This window comes from Seleniivibrio woodruffii, assembly GCF_004339245.1.
In the GTDB taxonomy this organism is placed as follows: Bacteria; Chrysiogenota; Deferribacteres; order Deferribacterales; family Geovibrionaceae; genus Seleniivibrio; species Seleniivibrio woodruffii.
Map to the genome: position 1 here is coordinate 926674 of NZ_SMGG01000003.1, position 22766 is coordinate 949439.

General features: G+C 49.6%; 29 protein-coding genes. 8 read left to right on the plus strand and 21 right to left on the minus strand.

Annotated features, from left to right (window positions below; genetic code table 11):
* Positions 1 to 11 precede the first annotated feature (11 nt).
* Entirely contained in the window at positions 12 to 1142 is a 1131-nt protein-coding gene (locus tag C8D98_RS04425) for an ATP-binding protein (protein WP_132872378.1), read from the minus strand.
* 93 nt (positions 1143 to 1235) lie between these two features.
* Positions 1236 to 1715 carry an SsrA-binding protein SmpB gene (gene smpB / locus C8D98_RS04430; protein ID WP_347339200.1) on the minus strand — a complete coding sequence of 160 codons (480 nt, stop codon included), beginning with the start codon at positions 1713 to 1715 and terminating at the stop codon, positions 1236 to 1238.
* Positions 1716 to 1826: 111 nt separating this feature from the next.
* Between smpB and C8D98_RS04435 the strand changes: the two genes are divergently transcribed.
* Positions 1827 to 2246, plus strand: a complete 420-nt coding sequence (locus tag C8D98_RS04435) for a bacteriohemerythrin (protein ID WP_132872382.1) — start codon at positions 1827 to 1829, stop codon at positions 2244 to 2246.
* On the opposite strand, the gene C8D98_RS04440 is transcribed toward C8D98_RS04435, so the two are convergent.
* Together C8D98_RS04440 and C8D98_RS04445 are read right to left on the minus strand one after the other, a co-directional pair.
* Entirely contained in the window at positions 2243 to 2497 is a 255-nt protein-coding gene (locus tag C8D98_RS04440; protein WP_132872384.1) for an FmdB family zinc ribbon protein, read from the minus strand. The two genes, C8D98_RS04435 and C8D98_RS04440, sit on opposite strands and share 4 nt — an antisense overlap.
* A 70-nt stretch (positions 2498 to 2567) precedes the next feature.
* Positions 2568 to 3998: an AAA family ATPase gene (locus C8D98_RS04445; protein ID WP_132872386.1), complete on the minus strand. Its 1431-nt coding sequence runs from the start codon at positions 3996 to 3998 to the stop codon at positions 2568 to 2570.
* 190 nt (positions 3999 to 4188) lie between these two features.
* Between C8D98_RS04445 and C8D98_RS04450 the strand changes: the two genes are divergently transcribed.
* The 5 genes from C8D98_RS04450 to C8D98_RS04470 are packed head-to-tail and all read left to right on the plus strand — an operon-like array spanning position 4189 to position 8053.
* Entirely contained in the window at positions 4189 to 4377 is a 189-nt protein-coding gene (locus tag C8D98_RS04450; protein ID WP_132872388.1) for a hypothetical protein, read from the plus strand.
* A 28-nt stretch (positions 4378 to 4405) separates the two neighbouring features.
* The gene (locus tag C8D98_RS04455; protein ID WP_132872390.1) at positions 4406 to 5449 is read left to right on the plus strand and encodes a sensor histidine kinase; all 1044 of its coding nucleotides are present in this window, start codon (positions 4406 to 4408) and stop codon (positions 5447 to 5449) included.
* Positions 5442 to 6647 (plus strand): HDOD domain-containing protein, encoded by a 1206-nt coding sequence (locus tag C8D98_RS04460; protein ID WP_132872392.1) that lies wholly within the window; start codon positions 5442 to 5444, stop codon positions 6645 to 6647. The genes C8D98_RS04455 and C8D98_RS04460 overlap by 8 nt, the downstream gene beginning before the upstream one ends.
* A gap of 10 nt (positions 6648 to 6657) precedes the next feature.
* A complete protein-coding gene (locus C8D98_RS04465; RefSeq protein WP_132872393.1) occupies positions 6658 to 7215 on the plus strand; it encodes a response regulator in 558 nt (185 codons plus the stop codon).
* 58 nt (positions 7216 to 7273) lie between these two features.
* On the plus strand, positions 7274 to 8053 hold the full coding sequence (locus C8D98_RS04470; RefSeq protein ID WP_165871186.1) for an RMD1 family protein: 780 nt from the start codon (positions 7274 to 7276) through the stop codon (positions 8051 to 8053).
* A gap of 79 nt (positions 8054 to 8132) precedes the next feature.
* On the opposite strand, the gene C8D98_RS04475 is transcribed toward C8D98_RS04470, so the two are convergent.
* The 9 genes from C8D98_RS04475 to C8D98_RS13795 all read right to left on the minus strand — a co-directional run bounded on the left by C8D98_RS04475 (position 8133) and on the right by C8D98_RS13795 (position 15831).
* Positions 8133 to 9686: a DHA2 family efflux MFS transporter permease subunit gene (locus tag C8D98_RS04475; RefSeq protein ID WP_132872397.1), complete on the minus strand. Its 1554-nt coding sequence runs from the start codon at positions 9684 to 9686 to the stop codon at positions 8133 to 8135.
* A 1-nt stretch (position 9687) separates the two neighbouring features.
* Positions 9688 to 10755: an HlyD family secretion protein gene (locus C8D98_RS04480; protein ID WP_132872399.1), complete on the minus strand. Its 1068-nt coding sequence runs from the start codon at positions 10753 to 10755 to the stop codon at positions 9688 to 9690.
* A complete protein-coding gene (locus tag C8D98_RS04485) occupies positions 10756 to 12231 on the minus strand; it encodes a TolC family protein (RefSeq protein WP_132872401.1) in 1476 nt (491 codons plus the stop codon).
* On the minus strand, positions 12228 to 12812 hold the full coding sequence (locus C8D98_RS04490; protein ID WP_132872403.1) for a TetR/AcrR family transcriptional regulator: 585 nt from the start codon (positions 12810 to 12812) through the stop codon (positions 12228 to 12230). Before C8D98_RS04490 ends, C8D98_RS04485 begins: the two co-directional genes overlap by 4 nt.
* A 234-nt stretch (positions 12813 to 13046) precedes the next feature.
* Entirely contained in the window at positions 13047 to 13952 is a 906-nt protein-coding gene (locus C8D98_RS13705) for a cell wall-binding repeat-containing protein (protein WP_165871122.1), read from the minus strand.
* 1 nt (position 13953) lies between these two features.
* The gene (locus C8D98_RS04495; protein WP_132872405.1) at positions 13954 to 14268 is read right to left on the minus strand and encodes a hypothetical protein; all 315 of its coding nucleotides are present in this window, start codon (positions 14266 to 14268) and stop codon (positions 13954 to 13956) included.
* Positions 14265 to 14825: a glycogen-binding domain-containing protein gene (locus tag C8D98_RS04500; RefSeq protein ID WP_132872406.1), complete on the minus strand. Its 561-nt coding sequence runs from the start codon at positions 14823 to 14825 to the stop codon at positions 14265 to 14267. Before C8D98_RS04500 ends, C8D98_RS04495 begins: the two co-directional genes overlap by 4 nt.
* Positions 14818 to 15297, minus strand: a complete 480-nt coding sequence (locus C8D98_RS04505) for an RNA polymerase sigma factor (RefSeq protein ID WP_132872408.1) — start codon at positions 15295 to 15297, stop codon at positions 14818 to 14820. Before C8D98_RS04505 ends, C8D98_RS04500 begins: the two co-directional genes overlap by 8 nt.
* 45 nt (positions 15298 to 15342) lie before the next feature.
* Complete coding sequence (locus C8D98_RS13795; protein WP_186434584.1) at positions 15343 to 15831, minus strand: hypothetical protein; 489 nt, start codon at positions 15829 to 15831, stop codon at positions 15343 to 15345.
* A gap of 117 nt (positions 15832 to 15948) precedes the next feature.
* Between C8D98_RS13795 and msrB the strand changes: the two genes are divergently transcribed.
* Complete coding sequence (gene msrB, locus C8D98_RS04515) at positions 15949 to 16995, plus strand: peptide-methionine (R)-S-oxide reductase MsrB (RefSeq protein WP_132872410.1); 1047 nt, start codon at positions 15949 to 15951, stop codon at positions 16993 to 16995.
* A 221-nt stretch (positions 16996 to 17216) separates the two neighbouring features.
* Here the strand turns inward: msrB and C8D98_RS04520 are convergent, their stop codons facing one another.
* Genes C8D98_RS04520 through gspG form a run of 8 tightly spaced genes read right to left on the minus strand, consistent with a single transcriptional unit; the run spans position 17217 to position 22108 of the window.
* The gene (locus C8D98_RS04520) at positions 17217 to 17924 is read right to left on the minus strand and encodes a hypothetical protein (RefSeq protein WP_132872412.1); all 708 of its coding nucleotides are present in this window, start codon (positions 17922 to 17924) and stop codon (positions 17217 to 17219) included.
* Entirely contained in the window at positions 17921 to 18409 is a 489-nt protein-coding gene (locus tag C8D98_RS04525; protein ID WP_165871187.1) for a hypothetical protein, read from the minus strand. Before C8D98_RS04525 ends, C8D98_RS04520 begins: the two co-directional genes overlap by 4 nt.
* Positions 18406 to 19389, minus strand: a complete 984-nt coding sequence (locus tag C8D98_RS04530; protein WP_132872415.1) for a hypothetical protein — start codon at positions 19387 to 19389, stop codon at positions 18406 to 18408. The genes C8D98_RS04525 and C8D98_RS04530 overlap by 4 nt, the downstream gene beginning before the upstream one ends.
* Positions 19373 to 20293, minus strand: coding sequence for a type II secretion system minor pseudopilin (locus tag C8D98_RS04535; RefSeq protein WP_132872417.1), 921 nt, complete (start codon positions 20291 to 20293; stop codon positions 19373 to 19375). Before C8D98_RS04535 ends, C8D98_RS04530 begins: the two co-directional genes overlap by 17 nt.
* Entirely contained in the window at positions 20293 to 20943 is a 651-nt protein-coding gene (locus C8D98_RS04540; RefSeq protein WP_165871188.1) for a PulJ/GspJ family protein, read from the minus strand. Before C8D98_RS04540 ends, C8D98_RS04535 begins: the two co-directional genes overlap by 1 nt.
* On the minus strand, positions 20930 to 21268 hold the full coding sequence (locus tag C8D98_RS04545) for a PulJ/GspJ family protein (protein WP_132872421.1): 339 nt from the start codon (positions 21266 to 21268) through the stop codon (positions 20930 to 20932). Before C8D98_RS04545 ends, C8D98_RS04540 begins: the two co-directional genes overlap by 14 nt.
* Positions 21265 to 21690 carry a type II secretion system protein gene (locus tag C8D98_RS04550; protein WP_132872423.1) on the minus strand — a complete coding sequence of 142 codons (426 nt, stop codon included), beginning with the start codon at positions 21688 to 21690 and terminating at the stop codon, positions 21265 to 21267. The genes C8D98_RS04545 and C8D98_RS04550 overlap by 4 nt, the downstream gene beginning before the upstream one ends.
* Entirely contained in the window at positions 21674 to 22108 is a 435-nt protein-coding gene (gene gspG, locus C8D98_RS04555; RefSeq protein ID WP_132872425.1) for a type II secretion system major pseudopilin GspG, read from the minus strand. Before gspG ends, C8D98_RS04550 begins: the two co-directional genes overlap by 17 nt.
* Before the next feature lie 263 nt (positions 22109 to 22371).
* Between gspG and mrtJ the strand changes: the two genes are divergently transcribed.
* Positions 22372 to 22752, plus strand: a complete 381-nt coding sequence (mrtJ, locus tag C8D98_RS04560; RefSeq protein ID WP_165871189.1) for a JDVT-CTERM system glutamic-type intramembrane protease MrtJ — start codon at positions 22372 to 22374, stop codon at positions 22750 to 22752.
* The last annotated feature ends 14 nt before the right edge of the window (positions 22753 to 22766 follow it).

Genomic DNA, 22766 nt, shown 5'->3' on the forward strand with positions numbered 1-22766 from the left:
TACGACAGATATTATGGAAAATGCTCTAGAAACTCCCAGAAGTTCTCCCTTGTGACGGTCTGAAATGTGTGTCCAGGATAAGCCTGGGCAAATGTTGAGGGTAAGCTGGCCTTCCTGCTGCCGTATTTGAACTCATATGCATGAAGTTGTCCTTCACACTCCTCAATATAGTCTATCTCCTGCTGCTGTTTCGTGCGCCAGAAGTATGAATCTGAGCTTAAAGTATTGTTGTGATTTCTTTTAATTCGTTCGCTCACAAGATAATTTTCCCAGAGTGCCCCTATGTCGCTTCTTGATTCCACGGGTAAGAAATTACCTATTACTGCGTTTCTGATTCCGTTATCATAGAAGAAGATTTTACGGCTTTTCTTAATTTCGTTGCGTACATTGCGGCTGAATGCCGGAAGCTGAAACACCACATAGGCTTTTTCCAGAAGATTGACATATTTTTCCGCTGTGGGTGCGCTTGTTCCTGTCAGCTGTGCAAGTTCGTTGAAGGAAACTTCGCTCCCTACCTGCAGAGCCAGTGCTTTGACAATCTTCTCCAGCAGATGAGGTTTCGCAATATTTTCCAGAGACAGAATGTCCTTATACAGGTAACTGTCTGCCAGCATTTTCAGGTTATCTCTTCTCTCATCCGGTTTGGTAACAATTTCAGGGTAATATCCGTAAATCAGCCTCTGATCCGTCATTCTGGTTTCATCCAGAAGTCCGTGATGTTCGGTCATTTCAGCAAAAGAGAGCGGAAAAAGATTAAATTCATATTTTCTGCCCGTCAGCGGTTCTTTAATACTGCTTTTAAGCTCAAAAGCGCTTGATCCGGTGGCTATGACCTGAATTTCCGGAAAATTGTCAGTTAAAATCTTGATGATAAGCCCGATATCTTTTATCCGCTGAGCTTCGTCTATGAAAACGGTGGTTTTAGTGCCTGCAAGAGCCTTCAGTTTTGCCGTTGAGTATGAAGAAAGGGTTTCCCTGACGTCCATATCGTCACCGTTAAGATAAAGCACCCTGTCTTTCATGTCTGAAAGCATACTGCGGATAAGGGTTGTTTTTCCGCTTTGGCGAGGACCGTAAATTATCACGGCTTTGCCTTTTCCTAATTTTGCAGATATTTTTGATGTCAGGCTTCTGTGTATCATGATGATAGTATAATCATATGGGAGAGAAAAACAATGACTATTTGAAAATAGATTTTAAAAAAGTTATAACTATTTTAAAATACTTTTCGGATTCTACTTGAGTTTGATGTCCCTTCCCAGCTCACGCTGAAGGTCACGCTCTTTTATCGTGTTGCGCTTGTCGTGTGTCTTTTTGCCTTTTGCCAGAGCAATTTCAACCTTAACCAGACGATTTTTTGAATATACGGAAATGGGCACAAGGGTAAGTCCCGCCTCTTTGATGCGGCCTATCAGACGGTCTATCTCTCTGCGTTTCATCAGCAGTTTGCGGCTGCGGGTTGGGTTGTGGTTAAACCTGTTCGCCTGTTCATACTCAGCCACATGGGAGTTGACCAGCCATAACTCGTTCGAAAGTATCTTTACGAAAGCCTCTTTGATACTGATTTTTCCCGCCTTTACGGACTTAACCTCCGTTCCGGTGAGTGCGACCCCTGTTTCAAAGGTCTCCAGTATTTCGTAATCAAAAAAAGCCTTCTTGTTTTTGGCAAAATCGGACATATGCTCCCTTGGTTTCCGCTTAATTTCTATATAAATAGCAGGATGTTATTTATATGTATATGTGATTAGGATACATTTTTTATATTGAAAAGCAACCTGTTTGATGTACAATGACCATTATTTCAGTATTTCAGCGAGGGTCGAAATTTGGCATCATTCGGCGAGGAATTCTGCTGTGGCATAGCCTTTATGGACAATGGCACCAAAAAGTTTATAAGCGAGCTGAACAAACTCTCCCACGCAATGAAAACGGGCGAGGGCAGACAGCATGTCGTGTTCGCTTTGGACTATCTTGCCGAATATACCGAAAAGCATCTCAAAGACGAAGAAAAGGTAATGATAAAGTACCGTTTCCACGATATTGAGAACCACGCCGTTCAGCATGACGAACTGCGCACCGAACTTTCAAAGGTCATCGGCGAATATGCAAAGCGTGGTGCCGACCATGCATTTCCTTTGCTTATCCAGCGTCTTATGGCCGACTGGCTGAGCAGGCACATTTCAAAGAGCGACAAGATCCTCGGTGACTATTTCATCGCAATGGTCAACAAATCAAAAACTTCCTAGCCTTTCGCCGCGGGACAGCCGCCGCATCCTCCGCCGGAACCGGCCGCAGGGCAGGACGGCTTGCTTTCGTTCTTTCCATATCCCTGAGCATACCAGCCGCCGCCTTTCAGATGGAAAGCTGAAGCTGATATCATTCTCTTTGCCTCACCTTTACATTCGGGACACTCAACAGGATTGTCGGCAGCGCTGAAGCTGACCAGTTTCTCAGTCACTTTGCCGCAATTTTCGCAAGAATATTCATATATAGGCATAATGCACCTTTTATTAATAATTTTTAGAAATAATATAATCTTGTGCAGATTTTTCAAGGAAAAAAAGCAATCAGTTCGTCCGGGCGACGTTCCTTCCGAATATCCAGCCGGAAACCTTTCTGCCGTTCCGGTTCAGATTAACCTCAAGCCAGCCTTCGCTGTTTTCGCTTAGAATAGTGACTGTTTCGCCGCCTGAAACCTTCGCAAGTATCTCTGCGTTCAGATCGGGCGTTTTGCGCAGATTGAGGATGTTGGCCTTGACCGTTCCTGTTTCGGCAGCGGGTTCCGGTTTCTGAACGGCCTGCTGAACAGGTTCCTTAACGGCCGCTTTCTCAGCCTTGGGCTGAACTGGTGCGGCTTTAGGGGCTGTCACGGGTGTTCTTGTGGAAACTGAGACCACAGGCTTTTCCTGAACAGTTTCTGCCGCCGCTGTTGAGGCCTGTGTCGCCGTCTGCTGTTCTGCCGCAGGCTGAATCGGAGCAACAGGTTCAGGCTTCTGAACAGGTGGTGCTTTGGGTACAGGTTTCGGCTTTGGTGCTTCCTGCTGCGCAACCGGTGCGGGGGCAGGTGGCGGTGTCAGCCGTTTGGAATAGAGCGTGCCGTAATAGAAGGCCGCTCCGGCAATGCAGACCACAGCCAGCAGTGCCGCAACTGCATAAAGAAGCAGATTCGATTTTGGCTGTTCCCTCTCAACATCCATCTGAAGGCTCACAGCGGCGGATATCAGATGCTTTTTGTTCAGCAGTTTGTTCTGATCCACATATGCCGCCATCAGCGCCCTTTCCATCAGAAGGTTGATGAGTCTGGGGTTGCCTTTGGAATAGCTGTAAAGTTTTTTGTAGAATGCCGTATCGGGGTATATTCCTCTGTATGAGGCCTTTGTAAGCCTGAAAGAGACGTATTTGGACATCTCCTCATAGCTCATTATATCGAGATTTATGCGCAGAGTGATGCGCTGTTTCAGCTGTCTGAGAGCCTGTGAATCCAGCTTAAGGTCGAGTTCAGGCTGTCCTGCAATGACAAACTGGATGAGCTTCTCTTTTTCGGTTTCAAGGTTTGAGAGGATGCGCAGTTCTTCGAGGGTTCGCTCGGAGAGGTTCTGCGCCTCGTCTATTATCAGCAGGGTCTTTTTCCCCTGAAGCCTTTTTTCTGTGAGGAAGTCACGGAATCCAGCAAAAAGAGTGTTCTTGGTCTGGTTTTCGGTTATGGGGTAGCCGAAATCCTCCAGAACGGCGTGGAACATCTCTTCGGGTTCCAGCGAGGGGAACATGACATACGCATATTCGACGTTCTCCGGCAGTTCGTTCATGAACTTGCGCAGGGTAATGGTCTTTCCTGTGCCCGGCTCTCCGGTGAGAACAAGGAAGCCTTCGTTTGAATCCGCAAAATATTTAAGGGACTGAAGTGCTTCCGAGTGCAGAGGGCTTGCGAAGAAGAACTGCACGTCGGGTGTTATTCTGAAAGGATGCTCTTTAAAATCGAAAAAATCTATATAGCTCATTTCATAAAATTACCTGATATAAACGGAGGAAACAAGTCAAAAATTGCGTAAAGGCACTCGGAAACCACGGGATTTAAAACGATCTCTGTTTTTTATGCTTGACTTCGGGCGGAATAATTGATAATGAAAATCATTATCGTTTAAATCAGCCTTATGCAATACGCCGGAAGCATTGCGGAGGAGGGGTTTTTTGAGTGCTGACGCTCTTATAGTTATTTCAATTGTGATTTCGGTTGTAATATACGTTACCTACTATTTATTTGTCAGAAAATTCTGCCGCTGTGAAGAGGAAAGAACGGAGGCCGACAGACAGAGCATCGAACACGTCTGCTGCGGCAGATGCTATGAGAAACCGGAATCACGGAAAACTTTAAGCTGATGTGCTATAATGTCGGTAGGGGTGCTATATGGCCGACATTACACAACTTATTGTCATGCTCAGATCGGGTCCTGAAAACCCGGATGATTTTACCGCATTTGCCGAAAAGATAATTTCAGAGAGCAATTCAGAAGACTGCATTAAGGCTGTCTGCACGGTTTCGGATACAATGCTGGAACTCAGGCGCAGCAAAGAGCGCATCCGGACTCTTGAGGAAGCTCTGAAAGATGCCGAAAGCAAGAGCTGCGAGCATCTTCTCTCCTCCCGTTCTCTTATGATGCGGCAGGAGAAACTGGCCGCCATAGGTCAGCTGGCCGCAGGGATAGCCCACGAACTTAACAACCCGATAGGATATATATCCGGTAACTTTGAGGCTCTCAGAGGCTACAGCATATCCATCTGGAAATTTCTGAACGATCTTGAGAGCATCGCCTCGGACGACTTCAGAGAAACCGCCGCACAGCTGAAAGCCGGATATAAGATAGATTACATAATGGAGGATTCCGAGGCCATCTTTCTGGAATGTTCGGAGGGATTCCGCAGGATATCCGGAATAGTGAACAATCTGCTCTCATTTGCCCGTCAGGATGTGGGAAGCTTCCGGCCGGGCAACCTGAACAACAGCATCCGCACAACGGCCGCCATTGCCCACAGCCAGTCAAAGTTCATTGCGAAGATAAAACTGGAGCTTGAAGATATCCCCGATTTCGTTTTCTGCGCAGGGGAGATAAATCAGGTTCTGCTTAATCTGATTCTCAACTCGGTTCAGTCCATCAAATCCCAGAACAGGAGCGAAGAGGGAACCATAACCATCCAAACCCGCATAGAGGGCGATTTCGTCCTATGCACGGTGGAGGATGACGGTCCGGGCATACCGCCGTCGCTGATGAGCAGGATATTCGATCCTTTCTTTACAACAAAGCCGGTCGGCGAGGGCACAGGGCTGGGACTTAATATATCATACGACATAATTGTGAACAGGCATAAAGGTACTATAGACGCTGAGAGCAGGCCGGGCAGAACAGTATTCAGCTTCCGGCTTCCTTTCGATCCGGGGGCGGTTCATGGCTGAAGAAGGAACAATTCTGATTGTTGACGACGAGCAGAACATTTTAAGCTCCCTTCGCCGCCTTTTTATGTGCCATGACGTTGACGTGCGCACGGCAAACAGTGCCGAGGAGGCACTGGAGATGCTCGCCGAGCGTCCGGCGGAGTTTCTTCTCTGCGACTACAAGATGCCGGATGTTAACGGGATTCAGCTTCTGGAAAGGGTAAAGACCCTCTATCCGGATATGTTTCGTGCCATTCTCAGCGGATACGTCGAGGCGGACACAATAACCTATGCCATAGGCAGGGGCACAGCCATGGCATATTTCAAAAAGCCTTGGACCGACTATGATCTTGCAGGCAAGATTCTGCATATAATCAGTACTATGCGCCACATAAAGGACAAAGAGCTTCTGAGGATCTTCGGAACGATAGACAAGCTGCCGGGCATACCGAAGATATATTATGAAATAAATGATGCGGTCACCGCCGGGCAGTCAATTGACAGGATAGCCGGAATTATAAAGAGGGATACGTCGCTTACGGCGAAGGTATTGCAGATAGGCAACTCTGTGTTTTACAGCGGAAAGGGCAGCGCCACTCTGGAACAGGCGATACTTATGATAGGTCTGACCACCATAAAGGATATGGTTCTTATGTATAAGATTTCCGAAGGATTGGGAGTGTCTGCGTCGGTTGAGAAGGAGCTGGCGAAGATATTTGCCGCCGGGCTGGTGCTGAACAAGGCAATGGAGCACTATCTGGTGCACAGCGGCGAAAAATACAGCAAGGAGATATCGGGCACTCTGGGGATACTCTCCCGTGTGGGACGGATAATCCTGCTTATCTATCATCCCGAAAGATACTATGAAACGGTGAATTTTGCGGAAGGGACGGAGTGCAGCTTTGACGAGGCGGAGAGAGAGCTTGGATATGTCACAGACACGGAAAGGGTCATAACCTGCAGTTTTCTTGACCTTTACAACATACCTTTCGAAATTCTGGAAATAATTCTCTACAAAGGACAGCCCGAAAAGGTCAGCCCTGAAAACAGGCTGGTTGCGGCGGTCTATTCGGCGATGTCCGGTCTGCTTTCCGCAATAGGAAAAGGAACCGAGATCACTGATGATAAACTCGAATCTTTTTCATTCGGAATATTAAGTACAGCAAAACTTAAGAACACGGCATATATTATAACTGAGGTCTGGAACATCGGAAAATAACGGGGGATCAATGTTTAAACTTTCCTATGTGGAGCTGGTGACGGGGATAAAGGCCGCCCGTCTGTCCGAGCTCATCAAAAAAGGGGTGCTGACCGGAGAGGAGCGTGACGGAGCTATGTTCGTCGACGGAGGCAGTGTGGAAAAATTCCTCATGGCCGAGGGCAGGTTCATTCCCGACGTGTTCCGCACTAACATAATCAGGGTTCTTGTGGTGGACGACGAACCCAACATGCTGAACGCTCTTAAAAGGCTTTTCAACAGGTTTCCGCAGATAGTCGTGACCACTGCATCCAACGCCTTTGAAATGGGTCACAGCATGCGGACTGTCATGCCGGATATAATTATTCTGGATTACAGCATGCCCGGAATGGACGGGCTTGAGATTCTGGAAAACCTGAAGGCCGACGGATATCTGGACAAGGTTCACGTTATAGTCTACACAGGCAAGCTGCCCGAAGAGATGGAATCTGTTTTCGAGGAGTTTGAGAACGTAAAGGTTCTGGCAAAAAGTGCTGACTTTAAGGAACTGCTTCTGACACTTGAAAAGATGGTTAACGAAAAGAACTGATAATTATCTGACAATCCGGCGGTATAGTTGAATAAATAACGCTATGAAGGACGCAAAGATGAATCTGACGATGATAGCAACCTCACTCTGCGAGAAGATACGCACCAAAGGCATAGAACTGGGCGAGCGCACGAGCCACCTGCCCCTTTCGTTCCGTTTGGGCGAAAACCAGTGGGTGGTGGTGTTCCGTTTCGGTGTGGTCGCCACTGTGGGGCTGAACGAAAAGGAACGGCAGGATGTTTTTTCAGAGCTTAACCCCTTCATGGAGAACCCCCACGCAGTCCAGAAATCAGAGGATATCTCAATCGAGATAGGCGAAGGGCTGGACGAGGTGGGCAGCGAACAGGCGAAGATACCATCGCTCAGCCGTGAGCGGGTTCTTGTCGTGGCGGATATACTGGCAAAAAGCGTTATGCTGGAGCGCTATGAAGCTGTCATGTCTGAGGTGTTCAGCGAGGCTGAGCCTCTGGCCGAAAGACTGATGACCGGCCTGAGGGGAAAGGTCAGCTCAAAGGAGCTGAAAAAGACCATCGGGGCGACACTTCTGGTTCAGCAGAACATGATAGGCCGTGTTGAAGTGCATGAAAAGCCGGAGGTGCTCTGGGAGCATCCGGAGCTTGAAAAATTCTTTGTCCGCCTTGAGGACGAATACGAGATTAAAGAGCGCAACGATGCTCTGGAGAAGAAGCTGAGGCTGATAAACACAACGGCGGAGACACAGCTGGGGCTTCTGCACAACAGCCATTCTCTCCGCGTTGAGTGGTATATAGTCATTCTTATCGTTTTCGAGATACTTCTCACACTTTATGAGATGTTTCTGAAACCGCATTTCAGCTGAAACAACTTTGTCATTCTGAATGAAATGAAGAATCTCTCTTAACAGAGACCATTCGCCTGTCGTCTCAGGGTGACGTTTTTCAATCCCCGTGCATCTGGCCGGGTGCCGCAGGTTTTTTTTCATTCTTAAGCAGCAGGACGAACGGAAGGCTCACTGCAAAAAGTATAGCCACCAGAAGGAAAACGTGGTTGAACGCCATCATCGCCCCCTGCTTTGTGATCAGCCCGTTAACAGCCTGAATGCTCATCTGCGATGCCCTTTCCGTGTCGTAGCCCGAAGAATAGAAAAGATTCCCCAGTCCAGACATAAGGTTCTGCGCCGCATCGTTAACAGCGGTTATCTTTTCCGTCAGATAGCTGTGATAGATCGATTCGTAGCGGGTCAGAAGTGTTGCCGAAAGGGCTATGCCCACCGAGCCGAACACCTGCCGCACAACATTATAAAGCCCTGACGCATCGGTTATCTTCGATTTATCTATGGTTGACAGCGTTACTGTTGACAGGGCAACGAATATCGCCCCGAACCCGAACCCCTGCCAGACCTGCGGAAAGAATATATCCCAGTAGCCAACGTCCAGCGACAGGGTGGACAGCTGCCAGAAGCTGAAAGCGTTAATGGCAAGTCCCGCCGCAATAAGCGCCCTTGCGCCCACAACGCTGTAGAGCCGTCCCACAACGGGCATGAACAGTGCCATGGCAACGCTTCGGGGCATCATCGCCAGACCGGAGTCAAAGGCGGGATATCCCAGAAGCTGTTGCAGAAACAGCGGCAGAAGGAACAGCGATGCGAAAAGGCTTATGCCCAGCACCCCGCCCAGAAATGTTCCCGTGCAGAAGGTTCTTTCCTTCAGAAGCCGGATGTCCACTGCGGGTTTCTCCGCAGTAAGCTCACGCCAGACGAATAATATCATACCTACGACCGCCGTAACTGTGAGAATGCGGATGTAGTCTGAGTTGAACCAGTCCTTGGTCTGTCCCTCTTCAAGCATAAGCTGTAGGGAGCCTAGACCCACAACCATGAACAGAAGACCCCAGTAGTCCCATCTCTCCTTCTTCCGCTGAAGAAACGGAGGGTCTTCGACATATTTCATGGTGAGCAGTATGTTCACTATGCCCACAGGAAGGTTTATAAAGAATATCCAAGGCCACGAAAAGTGGTCTGTGAGCCACCCGCCCAGCGTCGGTCCCACAGCGGGCCCCATTACGACGCCCAGACCGAATATGCCCATGGCCAGCCCCTGCTGTTCAGGCGGATAGTTCTCCCGCAGGATCGCCTGAGAAACGGGGATCAGTGCGCCGCCGCCGATACCCTGCAAAACCCTGAAAAATATCATGGAGTTAAGATCCCATGCCAGACCGCACAGAATTGAGGATATGGTGAACAGCACAACGCTGGCCAGATAGAAATTCTTCCGGCCGTATCTGGAGCTTAAAAGCCCGATGATGGGCATTATTATGACGTTTGCGAGGATGTATGACGTGGAGACCCACGCAATCTCCTCAACGGACGCACCGAGGTTCCCCCGCATGTAGGGCAGGGCAACGTTCACGATGCTGGTGTCCAGTGCGCTTATTACCGCCCCTGTCATGACGGTAATGGTTATCATCAGTGTATTGCGCTGAACTGCGGACATATCATTTAACTTTTACGCTGGGCACAACGGAAAGCCCCGGAACGAGCATTCCTGCATCGCCGTCTATGGCGATCTTAACGGGAACCCTCTGAACAACCTTCACAAAGTTGCCCGTTGCGTTTTCAGCGGGAAGCAGGCTGAAAGCCGAACCTGTGCCGGGCTGGATGCTCTCCACTCGGCCGTTTATTTTCATATCGGGATATGCGTCCGCCTTTATCTCAACGCTCTGCCCCACACGGATGAGGTTCAGTTGAGTCTCTTTGAAGTTAGCCTCAATCCAGAGCTTGTCCGAACCCACAAGGGATATTACAGTCTGACCGGGCTGGACGTATCTGCCCGCTTTAACGTTGTTCTGGCCTATGCGTCCGTTTCGGGGTGCACGGATAACGGTTCTTTCGAGGTCAAGCTCCGCCGCCCTGACAGCCTGAAGTGCTGACGCCGCCTTGAACTCTGCGGCCTTTCTGTTGGCCTCTATGGTCTTCATGGAGGCCTGAGCTATTCTGACTGCGGCCTCTGCGGCATTTGCCTGTGAGCCTGTTTCGTCAGCCTTGGCCTTCACTCCGTCATAGAAGTTCTTTGACACCAGATTTTCTGAAACGAGGCGAGCGTATCTCTGCTGTTCTTTGTCGGCGAACGCTTTTTCGGTCTGTGCCTTGCCCTGAAGCGACTGCGCCTGACGGACTGATTCCGCCGCCTGAGCGGAGGATGCGTCTATTGCGGCAATCTGCGCCTGAGCCGCCGCCAGTTCCTCTTTGGCTCTGTTCAGGGCGATGGTGTAGTCCTGATTTTCAAGCTCAAAAAGAACGTCGCCCTTCTTAACCTGCATGTTGTCCTCTATCAGAACCTTTGCGATGCGCCCCTTCACCTGTGCGGAAACAGGAACCACATCGCCTTTGACAAATGCGTTGTCGGTTGATTCGTGGTGCATTGCATACACCAGTTTGGGAGTGTAATGTATCAGAAGCACTGCGGCTGTCACCGTTAACACGGCATACATCACCAGCTTCTTCTTTCTGGCGGGCTTTTCTGCCTGCTCTTTCAGTTTCTTATCGTATTCTTCAGCGTTCATCTATTCCCCCGCTTTGAAACCGAAACGGTCAAGATTTGTTCCGGCTGTTCTGTAAAGCTCCGCTTCGCCCTTTCTGTATTCATACAGTGCGTTCACGGAACGGATTCGTGCATCGGTGAGATCCTCCTGAAATTTCAGGATACGGAAGGTGTCCGAAAGACCTTCGTTCAGCTTTTTCATCTCCTGCTCAAGGGTCACGGAGGCTAGCCCCACAAACTCCTGAGCTATCAGGTAGCGGCTTTTTCCGCTGTCCATTGCGGTCAGTGCGGTGTCGATACCCGATCTGGTGTCGTTCTCCATCTTTTTCAGAGCATAGACCGCTCTCATCTTCTCAGCGGAAACGGACGCCGTGCGGGCCTTTGCGCCCCTTGCGCCCAGAGGATAGGATATGCTGAGTCCGACCTTCCACTCAAAGCCGTCCCCTTCGGTCATATCGGTGAGGGAATCGTGGTAGGTTCCGTCGAAATGGCTGTCGTCCCTTGCGTTTCCGGAAAGGCCTATGACTCCGAGAGTGGCCAGTGCATCAAGCTCCGGCAGTTCCTGATTTTTGAGATATTTAAGGGTTATATCCTGCTTTTTCAGCTCAACACGCTGTTTTTCAAGGAGCGGGCTGGCATCCAGCGCAGTTTTGTAGAATTGTCCGCCGTCCGCCTGAATAAAAGCGGACGAAAGCTTTTCGGGTGCTGTGCCGTTCCTGTCCAGCGGGCTGTTTATGAGGTTTTGCAGGTTTATCAGGGCTGTGTCCGCCGCCGCACGGGCGTTCACTGTCTGCTCACGCCTTCCGGCCAGAGCGGTCTGCGCCTGCTGAACCTCTGTGATGGGGACAATACCTGCGGCAAAGCGCTTTTTATCATACTCCAGAAGGTTTTTTGCCAGCTCTTCGGAAGTTTTCGAAAGCTCCAGAACATCCGTGGCACGGACATAAGCATAATAAGCTGTTTCGATGTTGGCTGCCGTTGCAGTCATCTCCGAATATAGCTGATACTGCGCCTGTTTAAAGGTCAGCTCGGCGTTTTTCGTGCCTGTGGCATTGATGTCTTTGCCGTAGTTTTTCAGGATGGGCTGGATAATATTCATATAAAAGACTGTGCGATATGCGGGATCCAGCTCGTTGTATGAGTTGTTTGTTCCCGTTTTCTGGGTCTCAAACGAGAATTTGCCCGTCATACCGTTTTTATGGAGCTTCTGTAGCTGTGCGGAACCGTTCAGGGTGCGCTCTTTCAGATAGTCCATGTTATAGGGCGCATAGTCGGTGGGCTTGTTCGAACCGCCTGCGGAGACAGAGCCTCCGGCCACAGGGTCGAACTTCGCATCCTCGGCGGTGATAAGTTCTTTTTTTGCTTCCGCCGAGCTTTTTTCGATGAGAATTGAATAATTGTTCTGAAGCCCCAGTGCAATAGCCTCCCTGAGGGTCAGGGTTGCGGCGTTTGCTAGGAGGGGAACAGAAAGGATGATGAGGAAAACAAAACGTTTCATTTAGAACCTCTGTTGTCCAATGCGGCTCTGCAGAACTGCAGGGTGGTTTTCTCCGCATCGGCGAATTCGGTCAGGTTGAGGAGTGTGACCCTTGCCAGCCCCATCATCATGGCTTTGATAAGTTTCGCCGTGCTGTCGGCATCGGTCTCCGGACGGATGGAGCCGTCCTTTATCCCCTGTTCCAGCACGTTACGGACTATCTTCACGCTGATGTCGCTGTTTGTGCGCATTCTGGTTCTGCGCTCGTCGTCATAGATTATCTGGGCGGGCATGTCTCTGTGAACGGTGGTGAACTCGGCTCTGTAGTCCTTTGCCAGTCTGAAATGCAGGCGAAGTATCCTTTCCAGAGCATCCATCCCGTTCTCCGCTTCGTCTGCGGCATGTTCCATGGCTCTAAGGTATTCCCTGATGAGAGTTTCATATATCTCTTTCAGGATCCCCTCTTTGGTGGCGAAGTGGTAAAAAATGGTTCCGGTGGCCGTTTCCGCGGCCTCGGCGATCTCCGCCGTACTGGTCTCTATGTAACCCTTTTCGGCAAAAAGCTTTGCCGCCTCTTTGACGATACGATCTTTTTTGGTCAAGGCGCACCTCGCTGACTGAGTAGTCAGTCAGTATATTAAAAATCAGGATTTCTGCAATAGATAATTTGAATGGAAATGAAATGTGATGTGAGAAAGTGTAGTCATTCATTCGCCATTGCGAGGGCTTAGCCCGTGGCAGTCTTCCACGTATAGATACCCCGGCTGCTTAAGTTATTTCTGTAGTTGGAAGATTGCTTCACCCTTACAGGGTTTGCAATGACGCTTATTCTCATGTCACTGAGAACGGCCTCCGTGCCCACCACCGCCTCCGCCATGACCTCCGCCAGAGCCTCCGCCAGAACCTCCGCCAGAACCTCCGCCAGAGCCGCCACCAGAGCCGCCACCAGAGCCTCCACCAGAACCTCCACCTGAGCCTCCGCCAGAGCCTCCGCCATGACCGCCGCCTGTGCTTCCGCCGCCTGTGCCGTGTTCACCGCTCATTCCGTGCCCTCCAGAGGACATCCCGGAAACACTGCCGCCTTTTTCCATATGCTGATGCATGCTCTCTGCCATGGTGTTGCAGTTGCCTGTGTCTGCATTCTGCATAAAGTGGTTTCTGTATTCGCCTATCTGATCCGCCGAAAGCTTCTGAACCGATCTGGTCGCAACATCCGCCGCCCGCTTCTCGGTAACGCCGTATCTGAGCATATCCCTGTAGAGAGACAATGCCGCCACGGCATATTTTTCTTTTTCCTGCTCTTTTGCAATATATCCCGCTGTGGTCATAAGCGAGCTTTCCTGTCCGCCCGCCGCCAGTGCATCGGCAGATATATCCGCCGCAGTCTGGGCGGCCTTGCCTTTCAGACCTGCCTGTTTTGCCACTGCCGCCGCAGTTTCATATCTGGCTCTGACTTTGAGCGCCGCATTTGTCACCGCTCTGGCCGGAACCTTTTTTGCAACCCCTTCCAGAACCTTTTCCGAAACCTTGGTCGCTGCCATTCCTGTGCTTGTGTTAAGGGCATTCTGAATGGCCGCCGCATCTTCCCCACTGAACCCGTAGGCTCTTGTACGCTCGGTCAGTTTTGCCGCCAGAGCCTTGTCCGCTCCGTTTTTAAGAGCGGTATTGCCCAGATCATCGTATATATCCGCAAAAGCCGACAAAGCCGTCAGCAGAATGGCCATAGTTATCAGAAATCTCATCTCACTCCTCCTCGTACACGCACAATACGCCGCCGAAATCGTCCTGCTCCTTCATGGGGCAGTCGGGTACGAATATTTCGCCGTCCTTTTCCAGATAATATGTGAAACGTCTGCTTTCAGGCACGGTCACCGTCCATTTTCCGCCGTTTTTAACAGCTTCTCTGCGGGTATAGCCGTCTGCGGACGAGTAGAATGCTACGCCCGAAGCGTCCTTCACTCTGAATGTGCCTGTCATAACCGAGTCTTTAACTGAAAACCCGGCGGCGGCGCATCCGCTTAAAACTGTCAGAAACAGTAAGGCGGAAAAAAATTTCAAATATTATCTCCAACCATAAGCACCGAATTTTCTCCGCCGAAATCGTCAATCTGTTTTGCAGGTGCGGCGGGATCGGGCATTTTTTTATTCTCATCCACAACATAGTTATAGACGTATTCGCCTTTTTTAAGGGGCAGGGTTATGTGCCAGTAGCCGTTTCCGACTGGTTTCATGTCGATGCTCTGCCACTGGGAGAAGCTTCCTGTAACGGAAACCTTCTGCGCATCGGGAACATATACCACAAACCTGTGTTTGTCCACTTCCTCAACCGGGGAGGGTGCAAAAAGAAATACCTTTAATGCCACAGCCAGCGAGGCCGCCAGAGCTGTGAACGACATAAGGGACGCAGGGGTGACTATCCGTTTTTTTTCCTTTATCTCAGGCACAGGCGGAGCATCGGGCATCATGCCTTCCATAAGCATTTCCGTGTCCAGCATGTCGAGGGTTTCTGCGCAGAAACTGTCGCTGACATTTATCTCACGCACAAACTCCGCTTTCTCCTCAAGTGTCAGTTCGTTGTCTATGAACTGGCTTATAAGCATATCTTTTTCACGCATCTTTTTCCTCCAGCAGAAGTCTCAGTCTCTGTCTGGCTCTGTGTATCTTAACTTTCACATTGGCAACGGATATGCCCGCCGCCGCCGCTATCTCCTCATATCTGAGACCCTCTGCGCCTGCCATTGAAAGCAGACTTCGTTCGTCGGTGCTCAGGCTGTTCATGGCATCTTTCAGTCTGTTTTGCGCCTGACGGCATATCAGAATCTTTTCCGGAGTGTTTTCGTCTGCGGGATCAGTTTCGGGCATCTCCGAAAATCTGTTTTTCCGCCTTCCGTCGAGAAAGATGTTTTTTGCCACTGTGAACAGCAGTGATGGATTTTGCTGATTCGGGTAGTTTTCGGCATAGCGGATAAAGGTATCCTGAAAGATATCCTCCGCTTCGTGGGGATTACCCGATAGTTTAATCAGATAAGCAAACAGTTTTTTTCTGTTGTTCTCAAAAAAATCCGTCAGCGCCGTGTTGTGTTTCATATGTTTATATTATAGCGGGGGTTTTGCACCCCCGCCAAACTTTTCTTACTGGACGGGTGTTGTGGTGGTATCCGTAGTTGTGTCTGTTGTTGTGTCTGTTGTTGAGGGATGGTTCACATCATGGTTTGTCATATTGCCCATTCCTGTTCCGTCCTGAGGATTTGAGCCAGTTCCGTCGCCGAAGCCGCCCATTCCGCCCATACCTCCTGAACCGTGACCGCCCATGCCTCCCATTCCGCCGGAGGAACTTCCGCCTGATGAGCCTGAACCTCCGGAAGAACCTGAGCCGCCAGAACCGCCTGAGCCGCCAGAACCGCCAGACGAGCCTGATCCGCCGCCTGATGAGCCTGAGCCTGACGAACCTGAACCTCCTGATGAACCGGAACCGCCGGACGAACCGGAAGATGAAGACGAACCGCCGTGGCCGTGGCCTCCCATTCCCCCTGATCCTCCCATTCCGCCTTTACCCGCGAATGCCTGACCTGCCGCCATAACCATAACCGCCACTGCTAATACTGCAATAACTTTTTTCATTTGTGTTCTCCTTGTGTTTATTTGGTGTTCATGTCTCCATAACGGGCGAAAAAAGAAAAGGTTACAAAAATACTGTGATATTTTTTACGGCATCATATCTTATTGTCAGAGGTGCTTATGAAATACTCCAGATATATAATTCCGATGCTTCTGATGTTCACCATGGCTCCTGCTGCGAATGCGGCGAAATATGAGACCGCAATATTTGCAGGAGGCTGTTTCTGGTGCATGGAGCCGCCGTTCAGCTTTCTGGACGGGGTGAAGGACGTTTCCGCAGGCTACACAGGCGGAAAGGTGGAGAATCCGACATATGAGGATGTTTCGGCGGGATACACCGGACATTATGAAGCAGTGCGTATAATCTATGATCCCGCAAAAGTGAAATATGAAAAACTGCTTGATATCTTCTGGCGCAACATAGACCCCACCGACGCCGGAGGACAGTTCGCCGACAGGGGAACACAGTATAAAACTGCGATATTTTACACTACTGCCGCACAGAAAACCGCCGCTGAAAAATCAAAAGATGCTCTGGGCAAATCTGGCAAGTTCAAGGAATCCATAAAAACCGCCGTTCTGCCTGCCGCAAAGTTTTATCCGGCGGAGAACTATCATCAGGATTATGCTCAAAAGAACAAGACCCACTACGACCGCTACAAGGTAGGCTCAGGCAGAGCAGGATATCTGAAAAAGACGTGGGGAAAGGAGGAGTCTGTGAACCCTAAATATAAAAAACCTTCGGATGCGGAGCTAAAGAGCAGGCTTTCGCCCCTTCAGTATAACGTGACACAGAAAGAGGGAACCGAAAGGCCGTTCGACAACGCCTACTGGAACAACCACAAGGACGGCATATACGTTGACGTTGTGACGGGCGAACCGCTGTTCAGCTCAAAGGATAAGTTCGATTCCGGCACAGGATGGCCGAGCTTTACCAAACCCATAGATAAAAAGATGGTCAAAGAGAAGGACGATTTCAAACTTCTGGGCAAGCGTACCGAGGTTCGCAGTCTTTACGGAGACTCACATCTGGGGCACGTTTTTGAGGACGGACCGGAGGACAAGGGCGGAATGCGCTACTGCATAAATTCAGCCGCACTGCGTTTCATTCCGAAAGAGGATATGGAAAAGGAAGGCTACGGAGAATATCTGAAGCTGTTTAAATAGTTGGAAATTAAGAATCTCTCCGGAGTGGCGTGAATCGTTATTTGTCTTTGCGAACCCGAAGGGTGAAGCAAACTTCCATATACAGAATCTGCCAGAGCGGCTGGCTGTCAGGACTTGGAAGACTGCTTCACTGCGTTCGCAGTGACGGCGTGCATGCGTCATTGCGAACCTCGCAGAGGTGATGCAATCTCATCTGATGACGGCGTGATATATTTACTCTGTCAGTTGAGAACCGGATGCAGGTTATCGATTTTGCCGTTTATCGAGAGGCTCTTTCTCTGTCCTGCCAGTTTGATGGAGCCGTTCAGAGCCACTTCCGAATCGGGCATATGAATCCTTTTAAGCCTTATTGTGCCCTTCATGTTCAGTTCGTTTCTGTCGTCAGACTTTATACTGTTAATGGTGACCCTGCTCTTTGCGCTCTCTATGTCTGCTGAAACGTTTTCAAAGGTCATTTCACCCAGAGGTGTTTCCAGAAGCATTTTGTCTGCCTGAGCCTTTATCCGGGAGGAATCGCCTTTGATGTCTATTTTTCCCTGAATTCTCACGTTTCCGTTGAGTGACACGGGTTCCTTTATAAAGTCCAGAGCCCTGCCGCTGGTGGTGACGTCAAATTCCATAAGGTCTTCGGATATCTCCGCCTCTGCATTGTATATCCCTTTAACGGATACCTTCATGCTTCTGGTGAAGATGGTCATGGGGGTGTGGCGGAGGGTGAAATCGCCTATCTCTCTGCCGTTGAGCTGAACGTCTTTCAGAGTTGTGCTGAAAATACCGGAATCCGCACCGTCATATTTTATCTTCATCCCCATGTTCTTTGCCGATTTTGAGACCGTGCTCTCGACAAAGGGACCGAACGGGAAGAACGCCCAGAGTGAGGTTGTGAATACCAGAATGAATATGCCGACCGCTATGAGTATTCTGTTCATGATTTCTCGGCTGTTACCACAAGGTTAAGACGCTGGTCGTTGTCGAATCTTTTGCTGATCTTGACAGCGGTGAGCTTTATGTTCGATCTGCCCTCAAGCATACGGATAAAGCTGACTGCCTCGTCCCCTGTCAGGCTGTCCACCCTGAAAGAGACGGATTCGCCGCCCTTTACGTTGATGGGTTTCATATCGCCCAGACGGTTTGAAAGTCCCAGAGTCTCCGCTGATTTTTCAACGAAGGTCAGAAGACCCTCCTCAACCTTGGGAGCCTGAGTGGGTGTTGTGAGTGTTTTCAGGTAAAGATCAAGCGCAGAGCTGGTTCTTTCCATGGTGTCGTTATATCTTGTTTCGGCATTGACCGTGGCTGAACTGAAACCTGCGTAAGTCCAGTAGAACGCCAGAAACAATACTCCGGCGACCAGCAGTATCAGGGCAGCCTTGTCCCTGTTCATGTTGATATTAATATTAATGTTTTTTAAGTTCACTGCTGAAACCTCAGGGTGAATGTAATGCTGCCTTCCTGCTTTTTGGTGTCGATAAGGTTTATCTCCTTACCGGTCTCCTTTTTTAGCTGTTTGCGGAAGTCTTCTATGAATGCATAGTCGGAGGTTGTTCCCTCATAGACCACGCTTCCGTTTTTGATGTCAATTGAGGCGGCGGTTATTCTTTCAGCCTGTGCCCTGCTCACTTTTTCCAGAACAGAAAGCACCGCATAGCTGGCTCCGCCGTCTTTTTCGGCCTTGAACTTCAGTTTGCCGAAGGGGTCTGCATCGTCCGCAACGCCTGCCTGCTGGTAGATTCTGTTGAGCATCGCCTCGGCTCTGTTCGCTTTGCTGTTGTGGAACTCATAGCGGAACCAGAGTCCGGTTACAAACAGCGCATAGCACAGAACGAGTGCTATCACGGCGTATTTGTATTCGCCCATGGCCATTGCCGGAGCTTTTACAAAGGGAACAGTGAGTGCTGATGATGCGGGAACCTGAGTTGGTCTGGGGGAGTTAAGCCCCTGTTTTTCGATGTGGGTCACCAGCCCGTCTTCGGACTGGATGGTGGTTTCGCCGTAGGTGTGAACAAATGTGTCCGTTGTGCCGTAGCGGATTGCCATGGGACTTGTTATTTTCCCTGCCTTATCCAGAACGGTTTTCATAGCGGGGTTTTCCATCAGATCGGGTTTGAATATCCCTATCAGGAAGTTATCGCCCTTTTTCATATATGCGAAATACGCCGTCAGCTCCGCCGGAAACTGGGTGGACAGGTAGTTGCGGATGAACATATCCGTCCTTTTTTTCGGCGCCTGCGGGAACTCCATTCCTGTATAAAACAGTGATGAGTCGTCGATGATGAGATTATATCCGGATTTCATCGCCAGAACGGACTGGGGCTCAACGGGTGTTTTTGCCGCATCCGTAAGCAGGAAGAAATCGGAACCTCCCGACAGAAAGATCGTGCTAGTAGTAGTCTCCATCTAAACCTGCCATAAATCGTATGACCTTAACGTTCTCTCCGTTTTTGCTCACAAGAGCATGGTAAAAACGGGGTACATCGTTTAAGGTTACTTCAACCCTAACATAAAATAAAGTGCTTTTTACTGAAATATACGGCAGAACCTGCAGGTATACGTCCTGAGGAATGCCGAATTCTGCCTGTATGTTCGAAACGTCTTTTATCTCATTTTTTGCTGTATATTCCGTTATCCGCTCTGCATAGTCGCTCAGCTCCGGCAGAAGTGTTTTTATGGTTCCTGCGGAAGCGAAATTGAGGTTTATGCTGTTTGTGTCGGACTGTGATGTAAAATACTTCTGAAGCTTCAGAAAGTCATCCGGATTTTTTGTGAGTATTCTGAGTTCCTCGAAGGTTTCCAGAGGTGCGTTCTTTGTCTGGAAGGTGAGGCCTGTGTATTCGTATCCGCCGTTTTCGTTGCCGCCCAGTGTGGTTTCGCCGTCGGAGTCGATATAGTCCTTTATCTCTCCGCAGGTTATATCGATGATGCTCTCCTCTTCAACCGCCTCTTCGCATGCATCCAGAAAACGCTGACTTTCGTAGCCCTCGCCGTCGATAAGGTTGTTCAGAGGAATTTTTGAGTTAACCGGACGTACGGATATTGAAACGGTGCCGTAGGGCACTTCTGTTATAGGTATCGACGCCCACGTCTCCTCTTTGGAGTCGTATGAGTTGTCGTCGTCCTTCATTATCTCTTCCACAGCCGTTATTGCGGACATGGCGAACACGTTGGACTGATTTATATAGAAATCGTCGGTGACGTTTTCGAATCCCGCCATGCTCTTTTCATAGATATAGATTGCGGTGGCCGCACCGAAAGCTATGAAAATCAGAACGAAGATGAGCACCGAGCCTCTGTTGTTTCTCATTATTCATCCTCCTGTGCGGGGGTTGTCACCTGTCCGCCGGGGTGAAATGATGATGCCGGGTGCTTAAAGCTGCCTGTTTCCGGCACAGAGGATGAACCGGAGGCCGCCGCCTCTGAGAGTCCTTTGGCGGTGAATCCGCATCCTGCGACAAATTCAACGGGGGTCTCTTTATATTTGAAAGATACCTTTATGATAACGTCCGTACTTGTGGGGTCGTCGGTGAACCTGTAGCCGTTGTGGGACTGAATCTTGAACTCTTTAACATCGGGCAGCAGTTTCAGCTCCCAGTCATAGTTCAGGTCGGTCTGCTGTTCCCTGCGCACCAGCCATCCGTCGTCGTCCACAAAATATGTAATGTCAACGGGCATGGCTCTGTTCAGCTTTATGCTGTTCAGTGAGGTGAACTTGAGCACTGCGTTCTCGCCTGCATTGTTCACCGAAAGGGATTCCTGATAAAGCTGGAGAAGATCCGGCTTGAAAAGCCTGCGGGCGGACATGAGCAGAACGTTTTTGTCGCCGCTCTTTTCCGCCGCCTCCTTCGAGGCTATGACCGAGTTGAACATGCTGTATACGCCAAGCACGACCACAGAGGATATGGCCAGCGCAATGAGCATCTCTATGAGGGTGAAACCTCTGTTACTGGGCTTCATAATAGTAATACACCGATTTTGCATCCTTTGCCTCGGCGGTGAGCTTTACCTCGTCAACGCCGGGATATAGAGATGTGCCCTTTTCTGAGCTGAATTTGATCTCTGTTCCGTCCGCCAGTTCGTTCTCTTCGCTGAAGTTTCTGCCGGGATAGTTAAGCTCCTCTAGCACACGCAGATATCCGGCCTCGTTAACTGCGGCCTTTCGCACGGAATATTCCGATGCGTTCAGGGAAACGAAGGTGAGGCGGTAGATGCCGAGCATACTGAGGGAGAGGATGGCCAGAGCGATAAGAATTTCTATCAGAGTGAAACCTTTCGACGTCATTTCATCACCACCGTGTTTATCATGGGATAGGAGATGATCTTTTTGTCGTTGTTGAGCTCAAGTTCAAAATCGTCGAAGATTCCGTCCGGATAGAAATAGATGTAGTACTCCACGCCGTTTGTCCGTTTGCCGTTCACCTCGGCTCTGTCAACAGTGCCTGAAGGGATTTTAACGGTCTTGCCGTCGTAGAGCAGAATAGAGTTCGTGCCCACCGTGCCTTTGATAAAGACCTGTCTGTTCAGGGTCTTTGCCGCCTGCATCTGGGATGCTACGATTTCGTTGAAAAAGGCCTCGTCCCCGCCGGCCTTGACGGTTTTATCCGCCAGAGAGGGCGACAGGGACACAAAGCCGAGACCTATAATTATCATTACAACCAGAAGCTCCACCAGAGTGAAGCCTTTGTTGTCAGTTCTGTTTGTCATTAAAGCTCTTTATATCGGCGTTAACGCCTTCTCCGCCCTCTTTTCTGTCGGCTCCGTAGGAGATTATCTCATAATCCCTGTCCTCGTCGCCGGGGCTTCTGTAGATATAGTCGCCGCCCCACGGATCCTTGGGTATCTCATCCATATATCCGCCCTTTTTGAAGCTGTTGGGCACGGGATCTATCGTTGTCTCTGTAATCAGAGCTTCAAGTCCCTGTTCTGTGGTGGGGTATATGCTGTTTTCGAGCTTGTATATCTTCAGTGCGGCCTCAATGGCCTTGATGTCGAGATTTGCTTTGGTCATTCTTGCTTCGTCCGGTTTGTCCAGCAGTTTGGGAACGAGCAGAGTTCCCAGAATACCGAGGATGACAAGCACCACCAGTATCTCGATGATAGTGAAGCCCTTGCTGTTTCTCATTCTTTCACCTCAATAAAAATTCATCATTCTTCCGCAGTATTATATTTGACAAACCACCCATATTCAATAGATGATTTGTGATGATGCATATTAATAGGACAGACACAGGCACTGAGGCTGAAACTGAATGTGGAAGTTCGCCGCGTCGCGGTGCTCCTCGCGAAGACGCTAAAATGTCTTTGCGAGCGGAGCGAAGCAATCTCCCAAATCTGTCTGGTTCGGGAAGTTGTCTGCCATTAGTAAAGACAGATCTGTATCTGTTTTTGTTTTTTATTTTCTGCGGTTTTTTCTGGACGGGTCTCAGACTGGCCGACGGACGGATCGAACTGCCGTCATATTATATGCTGTTCGTCCTTTTCATTCTTGCGCCTGTTGCCGAGGAGTTTTTTTTCAGGGGAACCGTTCAGCACTGTTTGAAAAAAAATATGCAGGCAGAATTTTTCGGAGTGTCGGCGGCAAACGTTATTACCTCGGTTCTGTTCTCTGCGGTGCATGTGTACGGGTGGGGAAGCTCCCACGGGTTTCTTGTTTTTGCGCCTTCGCTCGCAATGGGAATTTTATATGACAGGACACAGAGAGTTTCCTTTGCAATCTTGCTCCATAGTATATATAATCTCAATGCAATAGTTGTCCGCAGTCTTTGATTGACGGCGAAAAA

Coding starts and splice junctions, on each gene's coding strand:
- C8D98_RS04425 (WP_132872378.1), bottom strand. CDS start 1,142: ATGATACACAGAAGCCTGACATCAAAAATATCTGCAAAATTAGGAAAA.
- C8D98_RS04440 (WP_132872384.1), bottom strand. CDS start 2,497: ATGCCTATATATGAATATTCTTGCGAAAATTGCGGCAAAGTGACTGAG.
- C8D98_RS04445 (WP_132872386.1), bottom strand. CDS start 3,998: ATGAGCTATATAGATTTTTTCGATTTTAAAGAGCATCCTTTCAGAATA.
- C8D98_RS04455 (WP_132872390.1), top strand. CDS start 4,406: ATGGCCGACATTACACAACTTATTGTCATGCTCAGATCGGGTCCTGAA.
- C8D98_RS04460 (WP_132872392.1), top strand. CDS start 5,442: ATGGCTGAAGAAGGAACAATTCTGATTGTTGACGACGAGCAGAACATT.
- C8D98_RS04465 (WP_132872393.1), top strand. CDS start 6,658: ATGTTTAAACTTTCCTATGTGGAGCTGGTGACGGGGATAAAGGCCGCC.
- C8D98_RS04470 (WP_165871186.1), top strand. CDS start 7,274: ATGAATCTGACGATGATAGCAACCTCACTCTGCGAGAAGATACGCACC.
- C8D98_RS04475 (WP_132872397.1), bottom strand. CDS start 9,686: ATGTCCGCAGTTCAGCGCAATACACTGATGATAACCATTACCGTCATG.
- C8D98_RS04480 (WP_132872399.1), bottom strand. CDS start 10,755: ATGAACGCTGAAGAATACGATAAGAAACTGAAAGAGCAGGCAGAAAAG.
- C8D98_RS04485 (WP_132872401.1), bottom strand. CDS start 12,231: ATGAAACGTTTTGTTTTCCTCATCATCCTTTCTGTTCCCCTCCTAGCA.
- C8D98_RS13705 (WP_165871122.1), bottom strand. CDS start 13,952: ATGAGATTTCTGATAACTATGGCCATTCTGCTGACGGCTTTGTCGGCT.
- C8D98_RS04500 (WP_132872406.1), bottom strand. CDS start 14,825: ATGCGTGAAAAAGATATGCTTATAAGCCAGTTCATAGACAACGAACTG.
- C8D98_RS04505 (WP_132872408.1), bottom strand. CDS start 15,297: ATGAAACACAACACGGCGCTGACGGATTTTTTTGAGAACAACAGAAAA.
- C8D98_RS13795 (WP_186434584.1), bottom strand. CDS start 15,831: ATGAAAAAAGTTATTGCAGTATTAGCAGTGGCGGTTATGGTTATGGCG.
- msrB (WP_132872410.1), top strand. CDS start 15,949: ATGAAATACTCCAGATATATAATTCCGATGCTTCTGATGTTCACCATG.
- C8D98_RS04520 (WP_132872412.1), bottom strand. CDS start 17,924: ATGAACAGAATACTCATAGCGGTCGGCATATTCATTCTGGTATTCACA.
- C8D98_RS04530 (WP_132872415.1), bottom strand. CDS start 19,389: ATGGAGACTACTACTAGCACGATCTTTCTGTCGGGAGGTTCCGATTTC.
- C8D98_RS04535 (WP_132872417.1), bottom strand. CDS start 20,293: ATGAGAAACAACAGAGGCTCGGTGCTCATCTTCGTTCTGATTTTCATA.
- C8D98_RS04540 (WP_165871188.1), bottom strand. CDS start 20,943: ATGAAGCCCAGTAACAGAGGTTTCACCCTCATAGAGATGCTCATTGCG.
- C8D98_RS04545 (WP_132872421.1), bottom strand. CDS start 21,268: ATGACGTCGAAAGGTTTCACTCTGATAGAAATTCTTATCGCTCTGGCC.
- C8D98_RS04550 (WP_132872423.1), bottom strand. CDS start 21,690: ATGACAAACAGAACTGACAACAAAGGCTTCACTCTGGTGGAGCTTCTG.
- gspG (WP_132872425.1), bottom strand. CDS start 22,108: ATGAGAAACAGCAAGGGCTTCACTATCATCGAGATACTGGTGGTGCTT.